The following is a 22,484-nucleotide window of genomic DNA, read 5'->3' as shown; positions in this document are numbered from 1 at the left end:
TGTATTTTTTTCAAGAGATAAGACGAAACACGTAGTGCATAGTTTAGGGAGGAGAAATTATGTATCGGGAGCGTCAGTCCACTGTTGGAACCCTAAGGGAGAAGGTTTCCATGCACACTGTTATTATTGGTGATCCACATCCGGCATTTTCCAGAGCACTTGCGAGTATCTACTCCAATGAGTGTCATGGCGTGAATGTACTTGTGACAAAAAGCTTTTCCGAGTTGCAGACTTGGGTAGAACTTCACCCTTCCGCAGTGGTACTTGTGAACCCTCGTATGAAGGGGGCACCAGGACTCGGCACGGCATCCGCACTGCTGGAGACCTATGAGATTTCCAGCCTTGTCATGCTGCTTGAGCAAGACAATCCGGGCCTTGCAGATTACTTCATTGCCCGTGGTGCAAGTGCAGCTGTTCCAAAGACTGCTGATTTTTCTGTCTTCAAAGCGATTTTGACCGGCGGCACTGTTGAGGTGACCACAGAATCCGAAGATGCACAGAACGCGTTTGGTATCGACTTTTATGAAGGTCTGGCCAATCTGACACGCCGTCAGGCAACCATTTTGACTTACTTGAAAGAAGGTAAGTTGAACAAACAGATCGCTCATGAGCTCGGAATTTCCGAAGCGACTGTGAAGCATCATGTTTCTGCACTGCTGAGCACCCTGGGCTTCTATTCCCGCTCTCAGCTGGTCGCAATGATCAATGAGTTGGGCATCAACGTGGATTATCGTGGCGGCAACCGCAAAGCGGCGCGTGCCAAGACCAATGCACGCCGCGGAGCCAATGGCTACAAAATCTCAGGCGCGGGTGCTGGTGTGACACCATCCTCCACATTGCAGCCAACGTATGTTGCAGCTCCTTAAACGGAACTGACACACCTGTGGCGAGATTACCGCTCCCTCGCCGCAGTTTATTCTCCTTCCTTTTACGGGTGTTACAGCAACGACCAGTCCAACAGGTGGCGTTGCTGTAGCGCTCTTGCCACAGCAAGCAATTTGTTTTTCCAGTTTGACTATTTGCGCCTTACACGCACTTGCCGCTGCGTCAACTTTTCCTCATTATTGATTTTGTAGGCTCCCAAGGCCCGGCTTCAATCTTTCAGAGGACTAGAAAACTGTGCAGCCAAGCGATTTTGCCAGTTTGAGCGACCTTGAGGTCATTTGGAGCGATCATGGCGGTATATGTCCGATCCCCACGCGCACCCTTGTTGCTTCTGATTTGCTCTTAAGCATCGGTCCCTCACCGGACAGAGAGTTTGACCAGACGTTTCAACGTATTTCTGGAGCACTTGTGCTTGCCTATGGAGATCCGCTTTATAATGGTGGGCTCCGCATTATAGACGAAGCTGCCGCGCCTGAGCAGAACCAGTTGAACCTTGTGTTTTCGTCCAAACATCAAGGCCACTTCAACACAGTTAGCCATGAAGCCTTCTATAACAACGAAAATGCGCTGTATGTTCCGTTTCGCAATTGGAGCGAAGTGCATCCGGAGGACGACATTGAAAGTCTGTTTGGGGATTACTCACCCGGCATCTTTCTGAGGTACGTGGTGAGTGAACGTACTCGTTCCTTCCCGGATATCCTTGCAAGACTTGCAGAACGAGCTACTGGATTACAGGTGTGTAGTAAGAACCGATCCCTGCTGTTTTCCAGCCTCTCTGAACTTCGGCGAAAACTTCCAAGTGATCTTATTCTTGTCGATGGCAGCGGGTTTGGCGGCCAGCCAACGTCGCGCCAACAGAAGAAACCTTTGCTTTACACGACAAACTGGATTTCGCGAGAACTGATCGAACCTTCAGAACTGCACCACACAGAGAGTGATGTACCCAGCCTCTTTGATCTACGGCGCAGGTTCTCACTCAGCTCCTGAGGAGCTTTCCAACTTTTCTTGGCAGGATGCACAGGTGCCTTTAATCTCGATGGAGGTTGATTTGGCATCAAAACCATTCGCGCTTGCCCAACCGCTCAGAATTTCCGCGACATCATTGTCAGCAAATTCCAGTGCTTTGCCACAAGCTTCACAAATCGCAAAGCCAACCATCTCTACAGAATGACATGAGGGATGTGCACACGCGACAAAAGCGTTCATACTTTCGAGACGATGGATCAGGCCCAGCCCGATGAGCTTGTCCAGAGCACGGTAGACCTGCAATGGTGCGCGAAGTCCCTCAGAGCGAAGTTGATCCAAAATGGAGTACGCGCTCATAGGTGCATCTGAAGCGCACAGCAAATCCAGAACCAGACGCTGATTTTTAGTGAGCTTCACTTCTGCAGTTGCCATTGCCACTTCTTTCACTCCAAAGCTTGTTGCGTTCCTATGCATTCACGCATCAAGCCAGAACACTTTGTTCTCAAGCGTCTTCTTATCCAAAAACCGGAACCACTTTTGGGGAATACGCTCTACTGCCCTCGCTCCTTTCCCAATACTCTGTTTATCAGCCGGGATGCAAACAATGAAAGCAAAAATAAGCACAGGCTGGCCACAACGATGGATGGACCGGATGCGCTGTCAAACTGCAATGAGCCTTCCAGACCAAGGATAACACTCGCCACACCGATGATAGACGAAGCAACGGCCATTTGCTCCGGTGTTCTGGCAAACCAGCGCGCTGTCGCTGCTGGGATAATCAGAAGCGCTGTGATCAGCAAAACACCGACAATCTTCATGGCAATGGCGATGATTGCTGCCATCATGACCATAAAGACGAGCTGTGTCAGGTCTGGATTAAAACCTTCAGCTTCCGCCAGTTCCCGATTGACCGTGGACGCCAGCAATGGGCGCCAGAGAAAGTACATCAAACCGAGAATGACTGCGGCACAAACGTAAATTGCAATGACGTCTTCATTGCCGACAGCGAGGATATCGCCAAACAGCAATGAGAGAAGATCGAAGCGCACAGAGCTCATGAAGGCAATCAGGACCATGCCGAGCGCAAGGGCAGAGTGCGAGAGCAGCCCTAGCAAAGCATCGGTTGAAAGTGAGCCGCGTTTTTGCAAGATGAGCAGGCACAAGGAAACCGTCACTGTCACACCCAGCACGCCAACCATGAGATTGATGTTCAACAGGAAGGCAAGTGCAACGCCGAGGAGCGCTGAGTGGGACATGGTATCCCCGAAATAGGCCATCCGACGCCAGACAACGAAACAGCCGAGTGGTCCACTGACGAGAGCAAGTCCAATCCCGGCCAACATAGCTCTTAGAATAAAATCATCCATGATTGCAGCAGTCTCCAGAATCCCCTTTGGAAGGAACGATTGTCCCGTCGGCCTTGTGGCTGTGGTCGTGATGGTGGTGGTAGATCGCAAGAGACTGTGACGCCGCATCTCCGAAGAGCTGCTTGTAGGCATCCGAGGCTGCCACATGTTCTGGTGCACCGCTGCAGCACACATGGCCGTTGAGGCAGACCACCGTATCTGTTTGCGCCATCACCACATGCAGGTCGTGTGAAATGAGCAGGATACCGCAGTTCAATTCCTCGCGAATTTTGAGGATCAGATTGTAAAGAGCGATTTCGCCAGAATAGTCGACACCCTGCACTGGCTCATCCAGAACGAGGAGGTCTGGGCTGCGCAGGATTGCTCTTGCCAACAGAGCTCTTTGATATTCACCACCCGAAAGTTGCTGCACATTGGAATCGATGAGATGGGAGATACCGGTTTTCTCCAGCACTCTATCAATCTCTATCTTCGAGGGTCTGGCGGTCAGGCTCATCAAGCGGCGGACGGTCAGTGGCATTGTCCAATCCACGGCAAGCTTTTGAGGAACGTAGCCAACTTTGAGGTTGGGTTTGCGTTTGATCTTTCCGGCATCTGCTTTCAACACGCCCAATGCGGTTTTTGCAGTCGTGCTTTTACCAGCGCCATTCGGCCCGATGAGCGTGACGATCTCACCAGCTTTCACACTCAGAGTCACATTCTGGATCAACCAACGACCTTGTCGTTTGATCCCAACTCCATCCATCTCAATCAATTGCACAATAGGCACCTCAACTCACCGTGGGCAGCACCACGAAGGGGATGGCTTTTATATGTTATGTAATAATATTACACAAATAAAATATTCGTTGATTTCACAGTGAGTGCAAAAAAGCCGGAGCAATGCCCCGGCTATTTGATGCTTGATTTTCTGAGTTTCGCTTATGCAGGTTCGCGCATTGCCCGGACAGCCGTTTCAACACCGCGCAACTCTGCAAGGCCGCGCAGACGACCTACCGCCGGATAACCCGGTGCAGATTTCATTTGCAGGTCTGAGAGCATGGCATGGCCGTGATCTGGCCGGAACGGGATTAGATCATCAGAACCCGCTGCTTTTCTGCGCTCTTCTTCATTCACCAAAGCTGAGATCACACCAACCATATCAACGTCGCCGGTCAGATGATCTGCTTCGTGGAAGGACAGCGGATTGTCTTCACGTTTGGTCGCCCGCAGATGGACGAAATGAATACGCTGCGCGTATCGCTCTACAATGCCTACAAGATCATTATCAGGCCGAACACCCAGAGAGCCAGTGCAGAATGTAAAGCCGTTCTCAGGTACATCGACTGCCTTCGAAATATATTCGTAATCAGATTCAGTGGAGCAAACCCGCGGCAAGCCCAAAAGAGGACGTGGAGGATCATCCGGGTGGATTGCCATAAGTGCACCGGTTTCTACACACACTGGAATGACCTCTTTGAGGAACAACGCCAGATGCTCTCGCAGTTTATCGGCATCCATGCCGTTGTAGCGTTCCAGGTGGGCGCGAATGTCTGCAACTGTGTAGGATTCTTCTGAGCCTGGAAGTCCTGCAAGGATCGTTTTGACCAATCCATCTTTGTCTTCCTGAGACATCCCCTCAAAGACAGCAGTTGCGCGTGCAACTTCTTCTGCTGAGTATTCGTCTTTAGCGCTCGGGCGCTCAAGAATGAAGATATCGAAGGCTGTGAAGACATCTGCGTCAAAGCGAAGACAGGTCGCGCCGGTTTCCAGTTCGTAGGTCAGATCTGTTCGTGTCCAGTCCAGTACAGGCATGAAGTTGTAGCAAATCTTGGTGATGCCACAGGCCACCAGATTGCGGATGGACTGCTTATAGGTCTCGATATACTTTTCGAAATCCCCAGTGCGCGTTTTTATATGTTCATGTACCGGAACACTTTCGACAACAGACCAGACGAGACCGGCAGCTTCGATCTCATCTTTGCGCTTTTGAATTTCTTCAACTGGCCACACTTCGCCATTCGGGATGTGGTGGAGAGCAGTGACAATGCCCGTTGCCCCTGCCTGCCGAACATCTTTGAGGGTGACCGGATCATGTGGGCCATACCAGCGCCAAGTCTGTTCCATGTTTAGCTCTTTGCTTTTCAAATTTTGGGGCCAAGGCCCGGTTTAACATTTCACTTCGGTTATTTTTTGAGATCGTTCACCGCAGCCAGCGGATCCGTATCAAACAGGTACGCATCAAATGCAGGGTCATCGACATCGGAGAGTTCCAGCAATGTCATCCGCACATTCTCCAGATGCTGCCACATGGCTTGTCGCGCCATTTGTGGGTCCCGGCATTGCAGCGCAGTTAGGATTGCCTGGTGATCATCCAACCACTTGATTTGATAGCCTTGGTCGAAAATGCGCTGGTGCAGTTGCTCCCACATTCGGGAACGCTTGCGCAATGTCCAAAGGTGCTCAACAGATTCGGTCAACACGGAGTTCTGGCTCGCCTGCGCAACCAGTCGATGGAACTCCTCATCAGCCTTATGGCTTCCAGAACCGGATTCGATCTCAACCCGCTCCTTTGCCAGCGTCTCGCGCATCTGCATCACGTCAGCTTTTGTTGCCATTGTTGCGGCAAATGCTGCGATGTTACTTTCCAGAAGCTGGCGTGCCTGCAGCAGCTCAAACGGGCCAATGTCCTGTTCCAATGAACTGTCTGGTGTCACATCACCCGGGAGACGAAGAACATAAGTACCCGAGCCTTTGCGCACATCAACGAGGCCCTGCACTTCCAGCATGATCATCGCGTCTCTTACCAATGACCGACTGACGCCCAGATCTTCAGAAATCTTGCGCTCTGTGGGGAGCTTGTCACCAATGGCAAATGCACCGTTCGCCAAATCGCGAACCAGTTCTTCTGCCACATCCTGATAACGTCTTCTGTTCGAGTCTAATGTCATGGTGCAATCCAGATCAGTTTTTCGCTTTCAGCTCTGCATAAAAATCTGCAAGAAGTTTGAAGGCTGTTTTCTTGGTTTTCTTGTCTGAGGCAATCAAGCCTTTGCGGTTCCAGCCTTGCTGGAACATATTCTGTCGACGTTCGACACGGAAATCATAGAGAATCCAAGGTGAGATGCCCTTCACGAATTCTCGCTGGCGCAAGGTTGCAATTTGCTTGCGGTAGACCTCAGCCATGTAGCTTTCACTAAAGAAGCCCTTTTCCAGTTTCCCCTCACCGATGTAACCATCAGCACCAGTTTCAGAGATGACCACAGGTTTGCCCGGCTCAGAGTTGTCCAGGAAATCGATCAGGTCTTCGAAGTTCTCCTCATACCAGCCGTAATACTCATTGATGCCGATCACATTGATGTATTGGATCAGGCGATCTTCAATCCGGTTCTTGGCATGGTTTACGAGACAGGCAGCCGAGGTCAAGCGTGTTGGGTCCATGTCTCTTGCGGTATCGACCAGTTGCTTCATGAACGAAAGGCGCTCGTCAGTGTCCGGGTTCTCATTGCCAACAGACCAGATGACGACAGATGCTCTATTTCGATCACGTTTGATCAGCTCTTGAAGCTGGTTGCGAGCATCTTTGAGAGTATCCGGGTTCTTGAAGTCGATTGCCCAGTAAACCGGTATCTCTTCCCAAAGAAGAAGACCTTCACGATCGGCCATTTTGGCGGCGCGCTCATCATGCGGGTAGTGGGCGAACCGCATGAAGTTGCAGTTCAGCTCCTTGGCGTGTTGGAACCGTTGCTCCAGATCTTCATCACGTAGGACTTTGCCGGTGAACTCGTCATCCTCATGCACGGAGATGCCTCTGAAAAAGATTGGTTTGCCATTGAGCAGAACGTCCGTTCCTACTTGCTCTATCTGGCGAAACCCGATCATGTCTTCAACACGATCTTCTCCGACTGAGGCTGTTACCTGATAGAGGCGTGGGTGCTCTGGTGACCACAGTTCTGGCTTAGCTGGGATGACCAGTTTTCCGAAGCCGTCTTCATCGACGGAAACCTCAGTCTTGATGCCCAGTTCTTTGAACTCGACTGTTACGGATGCCCTGCCTGGACCGCTGACTTGCAGCTCAACTGCGATTTTATCGTAGGAGCTGTCGGGGACTAGGTAGGCGAAGAAATCTGAAATGAATGTTTTCGGGGTTCTATAGAGTTCAACATCCCGATAGATGCCACCGTAATTGAACCAGTCTGTGTTGCGCATTGGCACGCGGTCGAGGGTGCGGGTGTTGTTCACGCACAGCATCAACCAGTTGCGTCTCGGTTTTGCGTGATCGGTTAGCTCGACATTGAAGGGAGTGGACCCGCCGTAGTGGTTGCCGAGAAACTCCCCATTCAAAAATACCTTACAATCGTACTGCGCTGCTCCAACTCTTAGGAACAAGCGCCCGTCTTCCGGCAGTTCTTCCAGATCTAGCGGGCGGGTATACCACGCGCTGCCTTCAAAGAAGTACCATTTGTCCTTAAGCATGGACCAGCACGAAGGAACTGGAACGGTTTCGCCTGCATAAGGATCGTAATCGTAGGGCTCAATCTTATCTTCTGGTGCTTCTGGCGTGAAAGAGAACCATTTTTGGCGCAGGCCGGTATCCAGCAGGTCAACGCAGAAGTTCCACTCTCCGTTTAGCGACTCAGCTTTACGGCCACCTGTGAAAATCAGCGTGCTGCTGTTCAGATTCTGCTTATTGAAAGGGACGTCATAATCCTCATCATGCAAGCAAGCCAGGCCATTATCGGCACCTTCCATCCGCTCAAGCATCACTGATCCTCGTTGACCAATATTGGTTTCGTCGTTGTTGGGACCTCAGTCCGAGTTGGTCGACCTATTTAGGTGTATCTGAACAAACAAGGTGATTACGTCATTGAGTTGAAAACCGTCACACCGGAACTTCTCTACACTCAAAGAGCGCCGTCATTCCACAACGTATGTATCAAACCAACAACCCAAACTCTCAAGCTACTGTTATAAATAGTTTAAATAGCTTATTGAGAGTTTTATCCCCTTTCCTTCGCCTCTGAATACATCTTTCAACATACTACCGCTGGTTTGCACCTCGCCCGCCTCCACATCTTCTTTTAAAAACAAGAGGTCAGAGCATTTCCACTGGTAACTTTGAAATGTGGAGAAAGGAGATCAACCAAACCTCTCTCCACATATGTCACATTTGTACAAAACTGCGACATTGTCAAACCATTTTATCATATTGGTTGACCAATAATCAAAAATCAGCAATTAATTAGGAGAGAGGTAATTTAATAAGATTCATTGGGTATCCGTAGATCTGCAGATCTCCAATTGAAACCCTCTCACGAATTCAAGGTCTCTTGAGCAACCCCTCAGGAGAAATTGGTCGCCCACTGTAGATTCTTTCTGCATACTAAGCCCGCGCCTTCACCTGGATTAGGGAATTAAAATGCAAGCGCTGACCAAAATAGTTAACACGATCCTCAAGGCCGTCACGGTGTCGGTTTTTGTCGTGCTCGTGGTGTGTGTGGTTTGGCAGGTTTTTTCGAGATACGTTCTTGGCACGCCAAGTACCGTGACCGATGAACTTGCTCGTTTCATGTTTATGTGGATCGGCCTGATTGGTGCGGCCTATACGCTTGGAATGCGAAGACACCTGGCAATTGACCTTTTAACCGGCTCTCTGGTCGGCAAACGGAAATTATTCTCAGATTACTTCATCATTCTGGCGATCGCCTTCTTCTCAGGTGTTGTCATGCTTTACGGCGGCGGACAGTTGGTCCTGAAGACACTCGCCAATGGGCAGGTCTCGCCCGCTCTTCGCGTCCCAATGGGCTACATCTACGCAGCTATTCCGTTCTCTGGCGGCATCATGCTGTTCTACTGCGTTGAGTTCTTTATTGGTCTCATCAATGGCACAGGTACAGGTCCAAACGACCAGATACCTGACGCTGCTGATCCTGCTGCTAAATAAGAGTAAGTCTGATGGAATTTTTAAGTAGTGAGCTTCAAAGCGGTCTTATTCTGTTTGGCGTGTTTGGCATTCTTGTCACGCTTGGTGTGCCGATTTCCTTTGCCATCGGATTGGCTGCCACCGCGACAATCACCTTCCTGATCTCGTTTGATCAGGCTCTTTTTGTTGTTTCGCAGAAGATGGCCAGTGGTTTGGACAGCTTTACGCTGTTGGCGATCCCGTTCTTCATTCTGGCTGGCAACATCATGAACTCTGGCGGTATCGCACGCCGTTTGATTGAGCTGGCTAAGATCGTCGGGGGGCGCTTGCCGGGGGCTCTGGCACACGTCAATGTGCTGGCGAACATGCTGTTTGGCTCCATTTCCGGCTCTGCTGTGGCCTCTGCCGCTGCAATCGGCGGCATCATGTCTCCGTTACAGCGCAAAGAAGGTTATGACCCTGCCTTTTCTGCTGCAGTGAATGCTGCCTCTTGCCCAACTGGCATGCTGATCCCTCCCTCCTCTACCCTGATCGTTTACTCTCTGATCTCTGGTGGCACATCCGTGGCAACGCTATTCGTTGCAGGGTATTTGCCAGGCATTCTGATGGGACTTGGTGTTATGGGGGTTGCTGGTATCGTTGCAGCGAAACGTGGCTACCCACTGATCCCGCTACCGAGTTTCAAAGAGATCCTCTTCAAGATAGCGGATGCCTTCCTGCCATTGTTGCTCATCTTCATCATCATGGGCGGTATTATTGGCGGCGTCTTTACTGCGACCGAAGCCTCTGCTGTTGCTGTTGTTTATACTCTGCTGCTCGCAGTTGGTATTTACCGGGAAGTTAAAGTCACCGACCTGCCAACCATCATACTTGAAAGTGCTATTACTAGCTCCATCGTGTTGCTGCTGATCGGGTGCTCTATCGGCATGTCCTGGGCCATGACCTTCTCTGACATTCCGTACGCAATTGGTGAAGCTCTGGCGAATGTCTCTGAGAACCCATTCATCATCATGTTGGTGATCAACATCTGCCTGCTGGTAATCGGCACCTTTATGGACATGACCCCTGCGCTGCTGATATTCACACCGATCTTCCTGCCTGTTGCGACTGAGCTTGGAATGGACCCTGTGCACTTCGGTATCATGATGACCTACAACCTGTGCATCGGCATCATCACACCGCCAGTGGGCAGCGCGTTGTTCATCAGCTGCTCTGTGGGCAAGGTTGCCATTCAGGATCTGATCAAGCCAATGCTACCGTTCTATGTAGCGGTGATTTCCATCCTGATGCTGGTGACTTTCATTCCAGAAATCAGCCTGTTCCTGCCGCGGGTCATTCTTGGTTACGGCGGATAACAGACAGACACTTTGCAACCATAACAATACCCAACAAAACTGGTTGAAGCATAATGAAAACGCTAAGTAAGTGGTCCTACATCGAGACCGAACAGAACCGGGTTGACCTGCTTGTAGATAACAAGCATCTGCTTTCTCTGTTCGTTCTTGAAGACAAGCTTGTTCGGGTTCTTTTGCGCAAGAATGGTGAGTTCCGACAAGGACGGACGTGGTCCGTAACTCCGGCAGAAACGCCAGTGCCGTTTGAAGGTCGGTCTCGTCTTTCTGTCGAAGGTTTCTCGCTGCCAGAGTTTAAGCAGGAGCTTGCAGAGGACACACTTACACTGGAGACGCGGGCTTTGCGCGTCTGCGTGAAAACGCCGCTTCAGATAATCTGGGAGACAAAATGCGAAGACGGGTCTTACCAGGTTATCGCCAGCGAACGGTCCACAGGCGCTTATATGCTAGGCGTCAAAGACCACAAGAACTCGCATTTCTTCAGCCAACCTGCAGATGACCGGATTTATGGTCTTGGTGAAAAGGCTGGCAATCTGCTGCGCAATGGTCGCCGCTATGAAATGCGTAATCTGGATGCGATGGGGTATGATGCAGAGACCACCGACCCTCTTTACAAACATCTGCCGTTTACGCTGACACGCACGGGTTCTGGTGTCTCTTATGGCGTGTTCTACGATAACCTGGTGAGCTGCTGGTTTGATCTTGGCAATGAGATCGACAATTATCATCAGCCTTACAGATCATACCGTGCTGAAGACGGAGATCTGGACTATTACTTTATGCTTGGCCCTTCCCTATTGGAGGTGACCAAGACGCAGGTTTGGCTGACTGGCAAACATATCTTTCCGCCGAAGTGGAGCCTCGGGTATTCCGGCTCGACCATGTATTACACCGATGCGGAGAATGCCCAGGAACAGCTGGAAGGCTTTGTTGATCTGATCAAAGAGCACGCCATTCCTTGCGACAGTTTCCAGCTCTCCTCCGGTTACACATCAATTGGCTCCAAGCGCTATGTGTTCAACTGGAACTATGAGAAATGTCCTGATCCAAAGGCCATGACCTCAAAGTTTCTGGATGCTGGCGTTCATCTCGCTGCGAACATCAAGCCATGTCTACTACAGGACCATCCTATGTATGGTGATGTGGCAGCGAAAGGCCTGTTCATTCAAGACAGTGAGGCTGATCAGCCAGAACGGTCTCTGTTCTGGGATGATGAAGGTTCTCACCTCGACTTCACCAATCCAGATACTGTGAGCTGGTGGAAAGCCAACGTCACCGAGCAGCTGCTTGAGCGTGGTATCGGTTCCACCTGGAACGATAATAACGAGTATGAGATCTGGGATTTCTCTGCTCGCTGTCAGGGGTTTGGTGAAGAGATTGACGTCGGGCTCATTCGTCCACTTCATTCTTTCCTGATGATGCGTGCCTCTTATGAAGCACAGGTGGAGTATGCGCCAGACGAACGCCCTCATCTTATCTCTCGCAGTGGCTGCCCCGGCTTACAACGCTATGTGCAGACGTGGACTGGCGATAACCGAACTGGCTGGAACAATCTGAAATACAACATCAAGATGGGTCTCGGCCTGTCGATGTCAGGTATCTACAATGTTGGCCACGATGTGGGTGGCTTCTCAGGCGCTCGTCCTGATCCTGAGTTGTTTGTTCGATGGGTTCAAAATGGTGTCATGCATCCGCGTTTCACAATCCATTCGTGGAATGATGATGCAACAGTCAATGAAGCCTGGATGTATCCAGAGGTGACGTCCCTCATCCACAATGCCATTCAGCTGCGCCAGCATCTCATGCCCTACTTCTATACCATGCTGCACGACATGCATGTGATGGATGAGCCGCTTTTACGCCCAACGTTCCTTGACCATGAGAGCGATGAACGTACCTTTGCGGAAACGGATGACTATCTGCTTGGCAAGGACCTACTGGTAGCTTCTGTGATTGAGCAAGGTGCGACAACACGTGAGGTTTATCTGCCAGATAATGGCGATGGCTGGTACGAGTTCGGTACAGGTGTGTATCACAAGGGCGGGCAGAGCATTGTGGTTGATGCGCCTTTGGAACGCCTACCTCTGTTCGTCCGTGCTGGTACCGTCATTCCGCTTGCGAAACCAACAGCGAAGAACACTACTGAGTGCCATCTTGAAGCCTTAGCGATCTTCCCGTTCCAAGGCACCGGAAAGCGAGAGCTTGCTGTATTTGAGGATGATGGCATCAGCCATAATTGGCTAGAAGGCGAACACAGTACGTTGCATCTCGTTCTTTGCAGCACGTCCGATGAGCAGACCTTAACTCTATGCCGCAGTGGCTCCCTCAGAACTGATGGACGGAAGCTCTCTGTTCACATCAAGGGGAGCTCTCCAAATGGCCTCACCTCGACTGTGGTCGTGAACGGGCAGCCGGTTAAGGACGACACTCTGATTTTTTCCTTTGATGAGCTTTGATAAGGCCGCTTCCTATGACTTTTGACTTTAAGAAACTCGACCTCAACGCGCTTCCAAGTGATGTTGCCGTGCCATCTTACGATCGTACTACGTTGAAGCCGCGTGTTGCTCATATCGGTTTTGGTGCCTTTGCCCGTGCTCACGTTGCAATGCATTTGCACGAAACACTTGCTGCCGCTGGTGGTGATTGGGGCTTGCGGGTGATTGAGCTGTTCGGCACGCCAGACTTGTTCGATAAGTTGGCCGAGAATGATCACCTCTACACGCTGGTTGAGACAGCTGATGAAGGCACAAACACACGGCTCCTCGGCGCTGTTTGCGAAACACAGCATGTGGCACGCGATGGTGTAGCGGCTCTGATTGATGGGCTTGCAGAAGAACAGCTGCAGGTCATTTCTTTAACAGTTACCGAAAAAGGTTATTGCGTTACGAACGGGGCGCTGGATCTGGACAATCCGATGATCCAGCAAGACCTTGCTTCCCCTTCGGCTCCCAAAACCGCAATTGGGTTGATCGTTGCCGGCCTTGCGAAACGCCGGGCACTTGGCAATGGTCCAATCACTGTGATGTCTTGCGATAACCTACCTCATAATGGCATGCTCTGCGGGATTGCCGTTCGTGAGTTTGCTGCCAAGCAGAATGCAGAGTTGGCGGCTTGGATTGAGGACAATGTATCTTTCCCATCCACCATGGTGGACCGCATTGTGCCTGCGCTGACTGACGAGTCTCGAGACCTCATCCGTGACAGCCTTGGCGGACAAGTTGATCTGAACGGCATCGTATGTGAGCCGTTTCGCCAGTGGGTGATTGAAGACAACTTCAAAGCTGGACGACCAAAGTGGGAGCTTGCTGGCGCGCAACTTGTTGCGGATGTTGAACCGTTTGAAGAGATGAAGCTTCGCACTCTGAACGGCTCTCATTCCTTCCTTGCCTACCTTGGCTTCCTTGCTGGCAAGGAGACCATTGCAGATTGCGCTGCCGATCCTGTATTTTACGCAGAAGCGCGCAAGCTGATGGTGGATGAACAGTTGCCCACACTGGATGTCCCGGGCGATGTGGATTTGGAGGCTTATGCTGACTCGCTGCTCAAACGCTATTCCAACTCCAAATTGAAACACCGCACCTGGCAGATTGCTGCGGATGGAACGCAGAAGATACCTCAGCGCTGGCTAAATTCAGTGAAATTCCACCTGGCAAAGGGCACCGACTGCCGTCATCTGCTGCTGGGTATTGGTGGTTGGATGAATTACATCCGCGCAGATCGCAATGGCGAGAGCTATGAAGTGATTGACCCGATGAAGGAGAAGCTTGCTGAAATTGTCGCCAAAGACGGCGGCAACGCGACAACCTATGTCGATACACTGCTTGCTGTGCATTCTGTGTTCCCATCTGAACTTGTTGCTAACGATGAGTTCAAGAAAGCGGTTCACAAGGCCTACCAAGCAGTGGCAGAAAAAGGTGCCGCGCAGGCTGTCGCTGATTTGGCTGACTAGGTTTTAAGGAAAATCTTGCTCGGCCTCAGGCTGAGCAAACGCTCAAACTCAGGGGTTGATCATAGGATTGATCCCACCACTTTCAGGGCAAAAACGATGCAGCCATTTCTTGGACAAGACTTCCTCCTCGAGACTGAAGCAGCACAAAAGCTTTACCACGACTACGCCGCAGAAATGCCAATCGTGGACTATCACAACCATCTGTGTCCGCAGACCATTGCTGAAGACCGTCGCTTTGATGACATTGGTCGTGTCTGGCTGGAGGGCGATCACTACAAATGGCGCGCTATGCGGTGGGCAGGGATTGATGAGAGCCTGATCACCGGCAAAGACACCAACTTCAAAGAGAAATTCCTCGCCTATGCCTCCGTGATGCCGAAGTTTCTCGGGAATCCACTGTACCATTGGACGCATTTGGAGATGTATCGCTACTTCGGGCTGGAAGGTGTGACCCTCTCAGAGAAATCTGCTGAGACTGTCTGGGAGGTTTGTAACGCGAAGCTTGCGACCAAACCTTTTTCAGCTCGCGGCCTGTTACAAATGCAGAACGTAAAGATGCTGGGAACGACTGATGATCCTTGTGATGATCTGCATTGGCATAAGATGATTGCTCAGGATCCAACCTCAACCATGGTTGTCCGCCCAACTTTCCGTCCAGATCCAGCTTTCAAGATCGATAAGCCGACCTTTCCTGATTACATCATGAAACTCAGTAGAACCGTTGGTTTCCATATCGACAAGTATGAACGCCTGCTTGAAGCACTTTCCATGCGGCTGGATCACTTTGGCCGAAATGGTTGCCGTGCCGCAGATCATGGCCTGGATTCCATGCTGTTCTGTCCGGTTCCGTCCGGTACTGAGCTGAACCGTATCTTCAAAGAGGGACAAAACGGAGCAACTCTAAGTCTTGATGATGTAACTGCATTCCAGTCAGCTGTTCAGGTGTTCCTTGGCAAGGAATACACCAAACGTGGTTGGGTCATGCAAATGCACATTGGTGCGACACGGAACAACCGCAGCCGCATGTTCAAAGCTCTTGGGCCAGACGTCGGCTGTGATGGCATTGATGACCGTGAGCTCGCTAATCCACTCAACCAGTTCCTCGACACGTTGGATCGCGAGAAAGCATTGCCCAGAACTGTGCTTTATTCTCTTGATCCAACCAAGAACGAAGTTGTCGTAACAACAGCCGGAAATTTCCAGGACGGTTCCTTCGGCGGCAAAATTCAAGCTGGAACAGGCTGGTGGCACAACGATCAGTTGGACGGCATGGAACGCCAGATGACACAACTTGCACAGATGGGCTTGCTTTCTCAGTTTCTCGGCATGTTGACAGACAGCAGATCGTTCCTATCTTTCCCTCGACACGAGTATTTCCGTCGCTTGCTTTGCAGGATCGTTGGTGAATGGATGGATAAAGGCCATATTCCGGGTGATTTTGAGCTTGCGGGAGGCATGATCAGGGACGTTTGCTACAACAATGCAGCAAACTGGTTCCTTGATGAGAAGTAGGTAAGCTTTGGCCCCTGCTTTATCCCATGAAGCCCCTTGGACCATGCCTCTGGACCAAGGGGTTTCTAATATCAGAGACCTGTTTTACTCGTCGTGCTTGTAAATTGTTTCAAGAGCGCCGGCGTGGTTATTCAGCACTTTTGCGCGCCTGATCTTGAGTGTTGGCGTCAGTTCGCCGGTCTGAATCGAGAAGCCGTCCGGTAAGATCTCAAACTTGCGAATACGCTCAACCCGTGAGTGACGCGCATTCATTTTTTTGATGCCGGCCTGTATCACACTCCGCAACTGCTCTGATTTCAGAACATCTTCCGGCTTAATATTGTTCTCGGTCGCAAATCGCTGTGCCATTGCACCATCAATGGTGATCAGAGCGCTTAAAAAGTTCTGATTGTTGCCTGCAACAACTGCATATTCGACCAATGGAATTTCCATCAGGTCTTGCTCAAGCAAGGCAGGCGAGATGTTCTTACCTCCAGAGGTGATGATAAGCTCTTTTTTACGGCCTGTGATAAAGAGATAACCTTCCTTGTCGAAGTAGCCAATATCACCGCTGTAAAGCCAACCATCGCGCAGAGATTCATCTGTTGCAGCAGGGTCATGCGCATAACCAGAGAAATTTGTACCTGCCTTACAGAGGATCTCACCATCTGCAGCGATCTTTATCGTGACACCCTCCATCGGCTTACCCACAGAACCCAGACGGGTTGCACCAATGATGTTGATGGTCGCACCACCACAGTTTTCTGACTGGCCGTAGACTTCACGGATAACAATATCCAGTCCCGTAAAGGCCTCCAACACACGTTTGGATACAGGCGCACCACCGCTCACGAACATGCGCATTTTATCGAGGCCGATCTTGTGTTTGATCTTATCAAGTACGAGACGGTTCGCGATCTTCTTTTTAGTGTTCAGTACCAAGCCAGCAGACTTGCCGTTGATGCTTTCTTTGTACCAATCCTTGCTCGTTTGAAGAGACCATTGGATGAGTTTGCCTTTGAAGCCTTTCTCTTTGCTGAGCTGCTTTTCAACTTTCTCATTGATCTTCTCAAAAATCCGCGGAACCCCAAAGGTTACAGTCGGCCTCACCTCTGGCAAGTGCTCGCCCAGACTGGTTACGGACTTGGCGTAGTAAACTGGGTAGCCAGTGTCACAAGCCTGAATAATGGTGCCACACTGCTCTGCGATATGAGCCATTGGCAGATAAGAAATATAGCGGTCAGCTGGTGTCGGCTTAAAGGCCAGATTCAGTGCATCAGATTCTGCACGGATTGCGCGGTGGCTGATCTGCACGGCTTTTGGCAAGCCTGTCGTCCCTGAGGTGTAAATCTGGAGCGCAATGTCTTCTGCCGCGATATCATTGAGGCGTTGGTCAAGTTCTGCATCCAGTCCCGGGCTGTTCTCCCCTAAGGACATAAAGCTGGCCCATGTATATTGATCTGGATTTTCTACGCGCCCATCCAAGCGAATGGTTTTACGCAGATGGCGCATGTTTTCCGCCTGCTCACCAATACCTTTGAGCTGGGCTTTGGTTTCAGCAAGCAGAATGCGGCCTTGAGAGTGGCGCAGAATGTAGTTGATCTCGGGTGCTGCTGCTGTCCAGTAAATGCCTGTTGGCACAGCCCCAATCATCATGGCAGCCACGTCCATGATGGTCCATGCAGGACGGTTGTAGCTTAGAATGCAAACAGCATCACCAGGATTGACGCCCAGTGCGAGCAGCGCTTTTGCAGCGTTACGTACCTGCTCGCCATATTCGGTCCAGCTCGTTGCTTCCCATCCATCCTTCCCACGGACAAAGTATGCTGGTTTATCAGCAAGGCGTACGACAGATTCCATGAATGCTTTGGGAATGGACTTAAACGCTTTTTGAGCTTGTTCTTGAGCAACGGGCTGGGCCTGCGAACTCATGTTATTCTCTCTATTTTTATTAATTCCAGAGCTTTACATCCTCTGAATTTGTTGGTGTCAAATACAGATACCAAGAATACCCATCAAACCCACAAGAACTACAGGTATTTTCTCTTATTTTCTTCTCTCTGGTTCATGAGCAACGAATATTCATTTTTGATTTGACAGAGATTTTACTGAATCTCTGATATATCTAATTGGAGATATACTTCAATGCTTCTTAGAGGCATTAAAGATTAATCATCATCCAAAGAGTTCTTTGGGGATGTTTCTTATTTAGTTGAGTGGATTCTGCAATTTAGCGGTAAACCAAAAGAATAGACCTCCTATGGTAACGGGGATCGAGAGTTACTCAGTCGGGCAAGTTCATTTATGCAGCAGTTCAGTGTTACGCGCGGTCTAAATCTACCAGATCCTGTTCGCATCAGTCGCTATAAGCGCCTGCCAGAACTTGGCCCTGCCCTCCTGTTTTTCAGCGGTGGAAGCGCGCTTAACCCAACTGCTCGCGCTTTGAAGCAGTACACCCACAACTCCATTCACCTGATGACACCGTTTGATAGCGGTGGAAGTTCTGCAGTTTTGCGTCATGCCTTTGGCATGCCCGCAATTGGAGACCTGCGCTCGCGTTTGATTGCTCTGGCTGATGAAAGCGTTCTTGGGCAGTCCGAAATCTACCGTCTCTTCACACATAGATTTCCCAAAACAGCTTCTCTTGAGGACCTACACAGCGAACTGGTGGATTTGCTGGAAGGGCATGATCAGCTGATCGCACGGGTTCCCAATCCAATGCGACGCCTGATCCGGCATCAGCTCGCGTTTTTTCATGATGCAATGCCATCGGACTTTGATCTGAGAGGCGCCAGTATCGGCAACCTGATCCTTGCTGGCGGATATCTGAACAACAATCAGAAGCTTGATCCAATTATTTTCCTGTTCTCCAAGCTGGTGAACACGCTCGGCACCGTTCTAGCAACAGTTGATGCTCGTCTGCATCTGGCTGTTGAGCTGGATTCTGGTGAGATCATTGTTGGTCAACATAATATGACTGGCAAGGAAACAGCACCCATCGCGAGCCGGATTAAGAGGACCTATCTGACCCGCTCCCTAGCTGGCGGTGATCCGGTGGAGATTGAGGTCTCTCCTAAAAAGCAGCATCTTATCGAGACTGCAGACATGATCTGCTATCCTCCGGGAAGCTTTCACAGCAGCCTGATCGCTAATCTTCTGCCAAAGGGCGTGGGCAAGTCTATTGCACGTAGCTCAAACCCGAAAGTTTATGTACCCAACCTTGGCAATGATCCTGAGCAGTTCGGGATGAGTCCGAACGAGACAGTGGACGCACTCCTGAAACATCTGCGCGCTGATGCGGGGGCAGATACGCCAACAGACAAGTTGCTCAACTTTATCGTCACAGATGAAAAACATGCTGCTGAGTTTGATTGGGCTGAGCTGGAAGCTCAAGGCATTTCCCTGATTGGTGCTGATCTGACAAGCACGTATTCGGTTCCTTATTACGACCCGGAAAAACTAGTTTGCATGTTACTGAGTTTTCTCTGAAGTCTTTTTCGTTCAGTTAACTCACTGTATTTTGACAATTTATGCCTTTCGCAGCACACCATCTGACAGAAGCAGATGATTTGCAGTAGCTTGCTTTACCCTATCCCAGGTTGATCACGGTTACATAGTTAGGTCACCTCAAACATCATCTTCAACTTTACTTAAAAACACCCCAACGCTTTGCAATATTTCATTTGTGATGACGCTTAATCAAGAAGCAGAAGACATGTTGACGTAAGTATACGCATAGATATTAGGTAGCAGGAGCATTTTTACATTCGACACATAACCAAGCGGAAAAGCAAATGTCGAAGTTCAAGTTTCCTACCGCGTTTACAATTCTATTTGCCCTCATCATTCTTGTTGCAATTGCAACCTGGTTCGTCCCTGCTGGTAAATATGATCGGGTGATCAACCCAATCCTAGATAAGGAAGTTCCGGTCCCCGGCACCTATCATCTGGTGGAGGCTAATCCTCAAGGCCCTGTTGAAGTCTTTATGGCTCCAATTGCGGGTCTTTATGACCCGATCTCCTACACGGCGAATGCGATCGATGTTGCAGTCTTTGTTCTTGTGATTGGTGGCTTCTTGATGGTTGTGACCCGAACAGGTGCAATTGATGCAGGGATCGCCAAGATTATGACGGGGTTGAAGGGGCGAGAGAACCTGATGATCCCCATACTGATGGCCTTCTTTGCGGCTGGAGGCACGATCTATGGGATGGCGGAGGAAAGTCTTGCGTTTTACGCGCTCATCATCCCGGTTATGATCCGCGCAGGTTATGACTCGATGACAGGTGTGGCCGTTATCCTTCTGGGTGCAGGCATAGGAACGCTTGGCTCAACCATCAACCCGTTTGCAACCGTCATCGCCTCTAACGCTGCTGGCGTGCCGTTTACCGACGGCATCGGCCTTCGCTTCCTTATTCTGATTGTTGGTTGGCTGGTCTGTGTGGCTTGGGTCATGCGGTATGCTGCAAAAGTGAAAGCGGATCACACCTCTTCTCTCGTCTCAGAAATGAAGGAAGAAAACGAGAAACATTTCCTGCAAGGCGTTTCAACGGACGATATTCCCGATTTCACGGCAAAGCACGGCTGGATCATGGCCATCTTCGTCGTCACCTTCGGACTGCTGATCTACGGTGTTGCTGTCCTTGGCTGGTGGATGGGCGAAATGGCTGCCCTCTTCCTTGCTGCCTCTATTCTCGTGGGCATCGTAGCCCGACAAGGTGAACACGAGTTCGTTGACAACTTCCTGGATGGTGCACGTGATCTGCTTGGTGTCGCCCTGATCATCGGAGTTGCCCGCGGTATCGTTGTGGTGATGGATGCTGGTTCAATTACCGATACGATCCTTTACTGGTCCGAGCAGGCGGTCAGTGGTCTCAGCAAAGTAGCCTTTATCAATGTGATGTTCTGGCTGGAGCTGGTGCTGTCGTTCTTCGTGCCCTCATCCTCGGGCCTCGCAGTGCTGTCCATGCCGATTATGGCTCCGCTGGCAGGCTTCTCAAACGTTGGTGCAGAATATGTGGTCACAGCCTTCCAGTCCGCCAGTGGGCTGCTGAACCTGTTCAACCCAACCTTTGCCGTTGTGATGGGCGGCCTTGCGATTGGACGGGTGCCTTATGACAAGTGGCTTCGGTTTGCCATCCCACTCGTGATCATTCTGTTCGTTTTGATCTCACTTGCGCTGTCGCTCAGCGTTTAGGGGCGGTTTCTTCAATCTTTGCAGAGGCAAATATGCCTCTGCAGCGCACAAATTAAACCTCTGAACCAAACATAGAGATGCTGATCTCTAACAAAACAAGAATTCTGGAACGGAGTCTGCAACATGACTGAATTTGGTGTTCATTCGGAAGTTGGCAAACTGAAAGAAGTATTGGTTTGCCGTCCCGGGCTTGCTCACATGCGTCTTACGCCCGGCAATTGTCAGGAGCTGCTGTTTGATGATGTAATCTGGGTTCGTGAAGCACAAAAACACCACTACGATTTCTGCCTCAGAATGGAAGAGCGCGGTGTGAGCGTGCTGGAAATGCACACTCTGCTGAAGGAGACGCTGGAGGATCAGGAAGCTCGTAAGTGGTTGCTGGAACGCCGTATCACGCACAACCGCGTTGGGTATGGCATGGCCGAGGATCTCCGAGCCTGGCTTTACGAGCAACCCGAGAAATTCCTCGCGGATCATCTGATTGGCGGCATTGCACGGTGTGAGTTGGGTTTTAAACCAACAGGTGTGTTTGGGAGTTATCTGGACCCGAACGACTTCGTCATTCCGCCTCTGCCGAATACACTGTTCACCCGCGATACGACCTGCTGGATCTATAACGGCGTTACGCTTAATCCGATGTTTTGGCAGGCGCGCCAGAACGAGACGCTCCTCACCACTGCAATTTACAAATTCCACCCCCACTTCAAGGGCAAGGTCAACTTCTGGTGGGGTGATCCGGATGAGGACTTCCATGAATCAACCGTGGAAGGCGGCGACGTCATGCCAATCGGCAATGGGGTTGTTTTAATTGGGATGGGTGAACGCACCACACCTCAAGCAGTCGGCCAGGTGGCGCGCGCCCTTTTCCGCAATAAGGCGGCAACTCGCGTCATTGCCTGCCAGATGCCAAAGAGCCGCGCAGCGATGCACTTGGACACTGTTTTTACCCTTCTTGATCGTGACAAAGCAACGGCGTTCTCAGGCGTTTGTGATGAGATTATCTGTTTCTCGATCCGTCCGGGAGACAAATCGGAAAGCGTAGATTACAGGCAGGATGAAAGACATTTGTTCGATGTCATCGCCAATGCACTTGGTATGCAGAAGCTGCATGTGGTGACCACAGGCGGTAATGCTTATGATCAGGAACGCGAGCAATGGGATGATGGCAACAACGTTGTCTGCATCGAACCTGGTGTCGTGGTTGGGTACCGCCGAAATACCTACACAAACTCAAAACTCCAACGAGCCGGTGTGGAGGTTATCGCCATCGACGGGTCTGAACTGGGCCGTGGTCGCGGTGGTGGACACTGCATGACCTGTCCAACAGTGCGTGAGGCCGTGGAGTTCTAGTCTTTTCAAACTCCGTTGAACAATAAA

The 22,484-nt window shown here is 50.6% G+C and carries 17 protein-coding genes; 10 read left to right on the top strand and 7 right to left on the bottom strand.

The features are described 5' to 3' along the window. Nucleotides 1-59 precede the first annotated feature (59 nt). Nucleotides 60-866: a response regulator transcription factor gene (locus PsAD26_RS06455; RefSeq protein WP_057464756.1), complete on the top strand. Its 807-nt coding sequence runs from the start codon at nucleotides 60-62 to the stop codon at nucleotides 864-866. 253 nt (nucleotides 867-1,119) lie between these two features. Beyond that, complete coding sequence (locus PsAD26_RS06450; RefSeq protein ID WP_063309748.1) at nucleotides 1,120-1,872, top strand: hypothetical protein; 753 nt, start codon at nucleotides 1,120-1,122, stop codon at nucleotides 1,870-1,872. Here the strand turns inward: PsAD26_RS06450 and PsAD26_RS06445 are convergent. The 6 genes from PsAD26_RS06445 to PsAD26_RS06420 all read right to left on the bottom strand — a co-directional run bounded on the left by PsAD26_RS06445 (nucleotide 1,858) and on the right by PsAD26_RS06420 (nucleotide 7,961). Next, nucleotides 1,858-2,283: a Fur family transcriptional regulator gene (locus PsAD26_RS06445; protein WP_057464805.1), complete on the bottom strand. Its 426-nt coding sequence runs from the start codon at nucleotides 2,281-2,283 to the stop codon at nucleotides 1,858-1,860. The genes PsAD26_RS06450 and PsAD26_RS06445 overlap by 15 nt on opposite strands. A gap of 119 nt (nucleotides 2,284-2,402) precedes the next feature. Beyond that, nucleotides 2,403-3,218, bottom strand: coding sequence for an iron chelate uptake ABC transporter family permease subunit (locus PsAD26_RS06440; RefSeq protein ID WP_063309747.1), 816 nt, complete (start codon nucleotides 3,216-3,218; stop codon nucleotides 2,403-2,405). Further along, complete coding sequence (locus tag PsAD26_RS06435) at nucleotides 3,211-3,963, bottom strand: metal ABC transporter ATP-binding protein (RefSeq protein WP_208985543.1); 753 nt, start codon at nucleotides 3,961-3,963, stop codon at nucleotides 3,211-3,213. The genes PsAD26_RS06440 and PsAD26_RS06435 overlap by 8 nt, the downstream gene beginning before the upstream one ends. Nucleotides 3,964-4,139: 176 nt before the next feature. After that, nucleotides 4,140-5,324 (bottom strand): mannonate dehydratase, encoded by a 1,185-nt coding sequence (gene uxuA / locus PsAD26_RS06430; protein WP_063309745.1) that lies wholly within the window; start codon nucleotides 5,322-5,324, stop codon nucleotides 4,140-4,142. Nucleotides 5,325-5,383: 59 nt separating this feature from the next. Next, nucleotides 5,384-6,148, bottom strand: a complete 765-nt coding sequence (locus PsAD26_RS06425) for an FCD domain-containing protein (RefSeq protein ID WP_063309744.1) — start codon at nucleotides 6,146-6,148, stop codon at nucleotides 5,384-5,386. A 13-nt stretch (nucleotides 6,149-6,161) separates the two neighbouring features. Beyond that, nucleotides 6,162-7,961: a glycoside hydrolase family 2 gene (locus PsAD26_RS06420; protein WP_063309743.1), complete on the bottom strand. Its 1,800-nt coding sequence runs from the start codon at nucleotides 7,959-7,961 to the stop codon at nucleotides 6,162-6,164. Nucleotides 7,962-8,616: 655 nt separating this feature from the next. Between PsAD26_RS06420 and PsAD26_RS06415 the strand changes: the two genes are divergently transcribed. The 5 genes from PsAD26_RS06415 (at nucleotide 8,617) to uxaC (ending at nucleotide 15,933) form a co-directional block, all read left to right on the top strand. Further along, complete coding sequence (locus PsAD26_RS06415; RefSeq protein ID WP_063309742.1) at nucleotides 8,617-9,141, top strand: TRAP transporter small permease; 525 nt, start codon at nucleotides 8,617-8,619, stop codon at nucleotides 9,139-9,141. A gap of 11 nt (nucleotides 9,142-9,152) precedes the next feature. After that, complete coding sequence (locus PsAD26_RS06410) at nucleotides 9,153-10,475, top strand: TRAP transporter large permease (RefSeq protein WP_063309741.1); 1,323 nt, start codon at nucleotides 9,153-9,155, stop codon at nucleotides 10,473-10,475. Between the two features lie 53 nt (nucleotides 10,476-10,528). Beyond that, complete coding sequence (locus tag PsAD26_RS06405) at nucleotides 10,529-12,928, top strand: glycoside hydrolase family 31 protein (RefSeq protein WP_063309740.1); 2,400 nt, start codon at nucleotides 10,529-10,531, stop codon at nucleotides 12,926-12,928. Nucleotides 12,929-12,942: 14 nt separating this feature from the next. Continuing rightward, a complete protein-coding gene (locus tag PsAD26_RS06400; protein WP_063309739.1) occupies nucleotides 12,943-14,421 on the top strand; it encodes a mannitol dehydrogenase family protein in 1,479 nt (492 codons plus the stop codon). A 96-nt stretch (nucleotides 14,422-14,517) separates the two neighbouring features. Then, complete coding sequence (gene uxaC, locus PsAD26_RS06395; protein ID WP_063309738.1) at nucleotides 14,518-15,933, top strand: glucuronate isomerase; 1,416 nt, start codon at nucleotides 14,518-14,520, stop codon at nucleotides 15,931-15,933. A gap of 84 nt (nucleotides 15,934-16,017) precedes the next feature. On the opposite strand, the gene PsAD26_RS06390 is transcribed toward uxaC, so the two are convergent. Beyond that, the gene (locus PsAD26_RS06390) at nucleotides 16,018-17,844 is read right to left on the bottom strand and encodes a long-chain fatty acid--CoA ligase (protein ID WP_063309737.1); all 1,827 of its coding nucleotides are present in this window, start codon (nucleotides 17,842-17,844) and stop codon (nucleotides 16,018-16,020) included. A 372-nt stretch (nucleotides 17,845-18,216) separates the two neighbouring features. On the opposite strand from PsAD26_RS06390, the gene PsAD26_RS06385 reads away from it, so the two are divergent. The 3 genes from PsAD26_RS06385 to arcA all read left to right on the top strand — a co-directional run bounded on the left by PsAD26_RS06385 (nucleotide 18,217) and on the right by arcA (nucleotide 22,457). Beyond that, complete coding sequence (locus PsAD26_RS06385; protein WP_063309736.1) at nucleotides 18,217-19,401, top strand: GAK system CofD-like protein; 1,185 nt, start codon at nucleotides 18,217-18,219, stop codon at nucleotides 19,399-19,401. Nucleotides 19,402-19,706: 305 nt separating this feature from the next. After that, on the top strand, nucleotides 19,707-21,107 hold the full coding sequence (locus PsAD26_RS06380) for a YfcC family protein (RefSeq protein WP_063309735.1): 1,401 nt from the start codon (nucleotides 19,707-19,709) through the stop codon (nucleotides 21,105-21,107). Between the two features lie 123 nt (nucleotides 21,108-21,230). After that, a complete protein-coding gene (gene arcA / locus PsAD26_RS06375) occupies nucleotides 21,231-22,457 on the top strand; it encodes an arginine deiminase (protein WP_063309734.1) in 1,227 nt (408 codons plus the stop codon). Nucleotides 22,458-22,484: the final 27 nt, after the last annotated feature.

Origin of the sequence: Pseudovibrio sp. Ad26 (genome assembly GCF_001623285.1) — a bacterium.
Taxonomy (GTDB): Bacteria; Pseudomonadota; Alphaproteobacteria; order Rhizobiales; family Stappiaceae; genus Pseudovibrio; species Pseudovibrio ascidiaceicola.
Note: the sequence above shows the minus strand (reverse complement) of the source record. Positions and strands in the feature narration are given on the sequence as shown.